At 65.6% G+C, this 6,064-nt stretch carries 4 protein-coding genes; 1 reads left to right on the top strand and 3 read right to left on the bottom strand.

Going from position 1 to position 6,064, the window contains the following annotated elements:
- Nucleotides 1-330, bottom strand: a 330-nt coding sequence (locus SE91_RS29225; protein WP_197489531.1) for a penicillin-insensitive murein endopeptidase, incomplete at its 3' end; no start/stop codon positions are given.
- 449 nt (nucleotides 331-779) lie between these two features.
- Between SE91_RS29225 and SE91_RS29215 the strand changes: the two genes are divergently transcribed.
- Nucleotides 780-2,942 (top strand): EAL domain-containing protein, encoded by a 2,163-nt coding sequence (locus tag SE91_RS29215; protein WP_061850115.1) that lies wholly within the window; start codon nucleotides 780-782, stop codon nucleotides 2,940-2,942.
- Nucleotides 2,943-3,083: 141 nt separating this feature from the next.
- On the opposite strand, the gene SE91_RS29210 is transcribed toward SE91_RS29215, so the two are convergent.
- Together SE91_RS29210 and SE91_RS29205 are read right to left on the bottom strand one after the other, a co-directional pair.
- Complete coding sequence (locus SE91_RS29210; protein WP_082813943.1) at nucleotides 3,084-4,352, bottom strand: acyl-CoA dehydrogenase family protein; 1,269 nt, start codon at nucleotides 4,350-4,352, stop codon at nucleotides 3,084-3,086.
- Nucleotides 4,353-4,448: 96 nt separating this feature from the next.
- Nucleotides 4,449-6,044 (bottom strand): glycoside hydrolase family 17 protein, encoded by a 1,596-nt coding sequence (locus SE91_RS29205; RefSeq protein ID WP_061850114.1) that lies wholly within the window; start codon nucleotides 6,042-6,044, stop codon nucleotides 4,449-4,451.
- Between the last annotated feature and the right edge of the window lie 20 nt (nucleotides 6,045-6,064).

The following is a 6,064-nucleotide window of genomic DNA, read 5'->3' as shown; positions in this document are numbered from 1 at the left end:
CGCGAGCCGCTTGATCAGCGCGATCATGTCGGGATGGCCGTAGCTGCGATTGCGCGACAGCCGCATCACCTGCCAATTGTCGCCGTTCACGGGCATCTGCGCGGCGCCGCCGAGGCATCCCCTGGTGTAGGAGCCGACCACATGCGCCGGGCCCTTCGAGGGCAGCAGTTTTCGCGCGAACAGCTCCTTGGCGCCGAGACCGGGATCGTTGGGATTGGCGAGCGGGGGCAAAGCCTTCGGGGTGACGCTGCCCTTGTCCTGGGCCAGCGCACCGCCGGCGGTCAGGAGTGTCACAAAAAGCAGGAGAGGGGCGAAGCGGCGGGGACTCATGCCCGAATCTTATAGCCCAACACCGCCTCAGGGTTAAGGATTAGCCTTGCGATGCGGGTGCCAAGCTATGGCTCATTCCACACTCGTACGCTGCGGCCGTCATTTAACGGCGCGATAACCCTCTTCTGTATTGACTAAAATTCATGCGCAACGTGCGGAATAGTCGCCGTCCGCATGCAATCGCGCGCATCGCGCGGAAATGATTCAAGCGCGCGCGCAATTTTGCGGCAGATGGTTCCCGTTCGGCGGCGCCGGGATGAGATTGTCGGAATCGGTCGAGGTACCCGCGCCTCGCAAACGGGCAGCAAGGGACCACTACGCGCGGGTCGCGACCGGGCAGGATTACCGTTTTTTCAGACACTTGCCCCAAAGCTTGCGGCCGCCGGGCGCGACTGGGACGAGTGAATTTGAGCTTGGGGTCTCGAAAGACAGGAAAGCGAAAGCGTAACGTGCTTGCTCGCGCCGGCCGACAGCCGCGCAAGCCGCGGCTCGCACGCGCGCCGCATCCGCCTGCCGACCGCGATGAACTTCTGCGCAGCCGCGCCGAGGCGGAGGCTGCGATCGCCGAGGCCCGCAAATCCCATGAGCGGCTGCGCCAGGCCATCGACATCCTGCCGCAGGGCATCGTGTTTCTCGATGCCGACGGCCGCTATGTGCTCTGGAACAAGAAATACGCCGAGATCTACAGCAAGACCGCCGATCTGTTCGAGGAGGGCGCACGCCTCGAAGACACGCTCCGCATCGGCGTCGCCCGCGGTGATTATCCCGAAGCCATCGGCAACGAGGACGAATGGATCGCCGAGCGGCTGCAAAAGCTCTACCAGCCCGGCGCCCGCCACGAGCAGAAGCTGGCCGACGGCCGCGTCATCCTGATCGACGAGCGGCTGACCGACGATGGCGGCGTCGTCGGCCTGCGTGTCGACATCACCGAGCTGAAGCAGCGCGAGGCCTCGTTCCGCCTGCTGTTCGACGGCAATCCCGTTCCCATGATCGTCTGCGCGCTGGACGACCAGCGTATCCTCGGCGTCAACGACGCTGCGATCGCGCATTACGGCTATAGCCGTGCCGAGTTCGAGAAGCTGACGATCCGCAGCCTCCAGGCCTTCGACAGCGAGCCGCCCTGGGCCGCCGGCTCCGCCGGCGAGGAGCAGGCCGGGCGCACCTGGAAGCACGTCAAGGCCGACGGCGTGCTGATCGACCTTGCGATCTATTCGCGCGAATTGACCTATGCCGAGCGGCCCGCGGTGCTGCTCGCGCTGATGGACATCACCGAGCGCAAGCGCGCCGAGGCGCGGCTGGCCTTCATGGCCCAGCACGACGTCCTGACCGGCCTGCCGAACCGCAATCTGCTGCGCCAGCAGATGGACGAGATGCTGCTGCATACGCGGCGCAGCACCGACAAGGTCGCGCTGCTGATCCTCGGGCTCGACAATTTCAAGTCGGTCAACGACACGCTCGGACACGCCGTCGGCGACAAGCTGCTGCGCGGCGTCGCCAAGCGGCTACGCTCCACCTTGCGCGAGGAAGACGCGCTGGCGCGGCTCAATTCCGACGAGTTCGCGGTTCTGCAGAGCGGGCTGACGCGCCCGGAGGACGCGGTGATGCTCGCCAAGCGGTTGCTCGAAGCCATCGCCGATCCCTATCTGCTCGACGGCCATTCCGTGGTGATCGGCGCCTCGATCGGCATCGCCATGGCGCCGGGCGACGGCGACGAGTCCGAGAAGCTGCTCAAGAGCGCCGGCATGGCGCTGTCGCGCGCGAAAGCGGACGCGCGCGGCAGCTTCGCCTTCTTCGAGGCCGCGCTGGATGCGAAAGCGCAGAGCCGCCGCAAGATCGAGGTCGAGCTGCGCGACGCGATTCAGAACGACGTGCTGCGTCCCTATTACCAGCCGCTGATCGACCTCCAGAGCGGCCGCATCACCGGCTTCGAGGCGCTGGTGCGCTGGCCGCATGCCGAGCGCGGCATGGTCTCGCCGGCCGAGTTCATCCCGGTCGCCGAGGACACCGGCCTGATCAACCCGCTCGGCGGCTTGATGCTGCGCCGGGCGTGCCTCGACGCCGCGTCCTGGCCGGACGACGTCCGCGTCGCCGTCAATCTCTCGCCGCTTCAGTTCCGCAGCGGCAATCTGCTCTCGATGGTCACGGACGCGCTGAAGCATTCCGGCCTGTCGCCGCGTCGGCTCGAGCTCGAGATCACCGAGACGCTGCTGCTCGAGAAGAGCGCGCAGGTGCTGGCGACGCTGCATGCGTTACGCGCGCTGGGCGTGCGCATCTCCATGGACGATTTCGGCACCGGCTATTCCAGCCTCAGCTATCTGCGCAGCTTTCCGTTCGACAAGATCAAGATCGACCAGTCCTTCGTGCGCGATCTCGGCGCCAACCGCGAGGCGCAGGCGATCATCCGCTCCATCGTCAGCCTCGGCAAGGGCCTCGGCGTCACCATCACGGCCGAAGGCGTCGAGACCGAAGCCGAGCTCAGCTGCCTCCGCACCGAAGGCTGCGACGAAGGCCAGGGCTTCCTGTTCAGCAAGGCCCGGCCGAATGCGGAGATCGTTGCCCTGCTGGCGGCGCAGCGCGGCATCGATGGCGAGGCCACCGCGCTGGTGGCGTGAGCGGCAGCACGGCAATCGCAGACGCCGCTTTGTGCGACCTGAGCGCGCGCCTCGTCCTTCGAGACGACCGCTGGGCGGTCTCCTCAGCATGAGGCTAAGCAGCACTGATTCTCGTTCAAACTAGCGCCGCGCACTCGATCCTCATCCTGAGGGCCCGCCAACGGCGGGCGTCTCGAAGGATGTCCGCAGGCGAAGTAGCTCACATACGGGATCTCCCGGCGTAGGCGGGCGAGGGAGCGCACCGTTAGCGTGGTTGGCGATCAACCCCGCCAAAATACTCTTCCCCACATCCTCATAATGCGAGTCCCGCGCCTGGATCTGCTGGGCGATGGCGTGCATGTCGCGAAACCGCCGCTCGAACGGGTTGCTGCGAAACACCGCCGTCGCGCCCGCCATGTGATAGGCCGTGTCGACCACGCGCACCGATTGATGGATGGTCCAGGTCGCCGCCAGGCGCACCGCGCTGCGATGTGCCGCGCTGAATTCGCCGGTAGCGCAGAGATCGCGCCACATCGCATGCGCGGTCGCATAGAGATAGGCGCGGGCCGCGCGAAGGTCGCCCTCGGTGCGGCCGATCAGTCCCTGCACCGCCGTGTTGTCGCGCATCGCGCTGGTTGCCAGCGATTGGTGTTTTCCACGCGCCAGCGCGATCGCGGCGTCCAGCGTGGCACGCGCCACGCCCAGAGACACTGCGGCAAAGCCGAGGGAGAAGGTCGCGCCGGTGCCGATCCTGTAGAGCGGCCCCGTCTCGCGCAGCGCCGACGCCACGTCGCGAAACGCCGTGAAGCGCTCCGGGATGAAGAGATCGCGCACTTCATACGAATCCGTGCCGGTGCCGGCGAGCCCGATCGCCTGCCAGACGTCGTGCAATGTCGCGCTCGCGACTGGAAACAGGATGGTGCGCACCTCCGGCGACCCGTCGGCATTCTTCCGTGGCGCGCCGTCCGCCCCGATGATCCGCACATGCGCCCCGAGCCAGCTCGCCTGCCGCGATCCCGAGGCAAAATCCCAGCGCGCCGTGACGCGATAACCGCCTGCGACCGCGTGCGCCTCATGCGCGATCGCGCCCCAAGAAAGAATGCCGGGCGGCGTGTTGAAGATCTCCCGGGCCGTGTCGGGATCGAGCGAAGCCGCGATCATCGCGCAGACGCTGCACTGGCCGAGGCACCATGCCGTGGACGCATCCGCCTTCGCGATCTCCTCCAGCATGTGCATGAAGACTTCAATGGGGGCTTCAGCGCCGCCGAGCCTCTGCGGGAGGAGGGCGCGATAGAGCCCGTTCACGATCAGCGCATCGACGACATCAGGCGTCAGCCGCCGCGTCCGCTCGATCTCGTCGGCCTCGCGCGCGATCAGCGGCGCGATGGCGCGTGCGCGTTCGGCGAGATCAGATCCGGAAGGCTCGATCATCTGCGGTCCCTCGCTCATTCTATCGTGAGCAGTGAGAGACGCGATGGTGGTCCATCCTCCGATCGAGAGCAACACGAAATGCCGCTCGGCGCAGTCTCAGACCCGCACACGCCACAATGTGAACGCGAGCAGGAGATAGGCGGCACAGGTCCACAGCGATTGCCAGTTGGCCGGGCCTTCGTTGATTGCCACGTAAATGGCGGCCATGGAGAAAACTCCGGCAAATATCGATTCCGCCAGGGGGTGGATGTTCTTGCCGTTGGGATTGAGCAGCGTCGTTGCTGCAAAGGGAATGGCCGCCATGGTGAGAGGCGCAAAAGGAAAATCGATGAATCGCGGGTCGAACACGAGGCCGAGCGCGGTCGCGGTGCCGATCACGACGATTACGATCCAGACCAGCCCGTACGCGGTCGTCAGCGGAGAGTCTGTCCGGTAACCCTCAGGCCCCAGCAATTCCAGGAAACCGGGAGAGGGACGCCCCGACATCAGGGCGATCGCGCCGAACACCGGCGAAGCCGTTGCCGCCGCCAGGAGTGAGCCCCACAACAGCCAAAGGCCCACGCCGTAACTTTCCTCGACCAGTCTTTGGGCTGTCACGCCAAGCAGGAGCCCGGCCGTGGTTGCGGATAGTCCGACGGCCATCCACGCGGCCAGTCCGGCATCGTCGGGCCTGCGCCGCCAGGTGAGCCACGCCGCGCCGAACACCAGCATGGCCAGCGCCAGTCCGCAGCCCATCTGCAATCTCCACGACGGGAAATTGCTGATCGGAATGCCGGCCGGATATTTAAGAGTGCGCTGAACCGAGTCGAACAGGCCCCAGGATCCACCGACGGTGCCCTCGATTTCACGCTTCCACGACTCATCATAGGCCTCGAACACATTGACGCGAAACTTCTCGCGCCGCGCAAGGTCGAGGATCTCCGAGACAACCCGAGCTTGGTTGACGCGGGAGGGAAGCGCCACCTCGCGCATCCGTCCCTCGCTCGGCCAGCCGATTTCCCCGATCAGGATTTCCTTGCCCGGAAAGGCCGCTGCCACCCGGCGGCGAATCTCACCGACGTGAGCGGCGGCAAGCTCCGCCCGGACCGGCTCGTTCTCCCAATAGGGCAGGATGTGAATCGTGACGAAATCGACGGCGTCACGAAGTTCGCTATTGCTGAGCCAGAACTCCCAGACATCGGCATAGGTGACGGGGACAGAGGCCTGTGTCTTGACCGCGCGAAGCGTGGCGATCAGGTCGGTGACTGTGATGTCCTTCCGCAGCAGCGTCTCGTTGCCGACCACGAGCGCGATGATGGTGTTGGGATATTCCCGGGAGAGGCGGATCGCGGTCGCTATCTGCAGCCGGTTCTTCGCCTGGTCCTTGTCGAGGAAGATACCCTGGATGACCTTCAGCCCCGCCTCGGCCGCAAGGCCGGGGATCTGGTCGAGGCCGAGATCGGTCGCATAGGTCCGGATGCAATCGGACACTTTCGCGAGCTGGGCGAGGTCTTCCGAGATCTGTTCTCGCGTCACCTGCGTCGTCGACAAAAGCGACGTCTGATGGCTGCGGAACGGGGCGTACGAAATGCATTGCAGCTTGTCGTTGGGATCGATCGGCGCGCGCACCAGATGGACAGGCGTCCCCAGCCAGATCCATACCGAGGCGATGACGCTCAGGGATATCAGCAGAAGCACGAGCGGCGTGCGCATTGGGACTTGTCTGGTCCCGG

This window comes from Bradyrhizobium sp. DOA1 (genome assembly GCF_001593325.1).
GTDB lineage: Bacteria > Pseudomonadota > Alphaproteobacteria > Rhizobiales > Xanthobacteraceae > Bradyrhizobium.
Note: the sequence above shows the minus strand (reverse complement) of the source record. Positions and strands in the feature narration are given on the sequence as shown.

Excerpts from the sequence above, each read along its gene's own strand:
- SE91_RS29205 (WP_061850114.1), bottom strand. The coding sequence starts at position 6,044 with ATGCGCACGCCGCTCGTGCTTCTGCTGATATCCCTGAGCGTCATCGCC.
- SE91_RS29210 (WP_082813943.1), bottom strand. The coding sequence starts at position 4,352 with ATGATCGAGCCTTCCGGATCTGATCTCGCCGAACGCGCACGCGCCATC.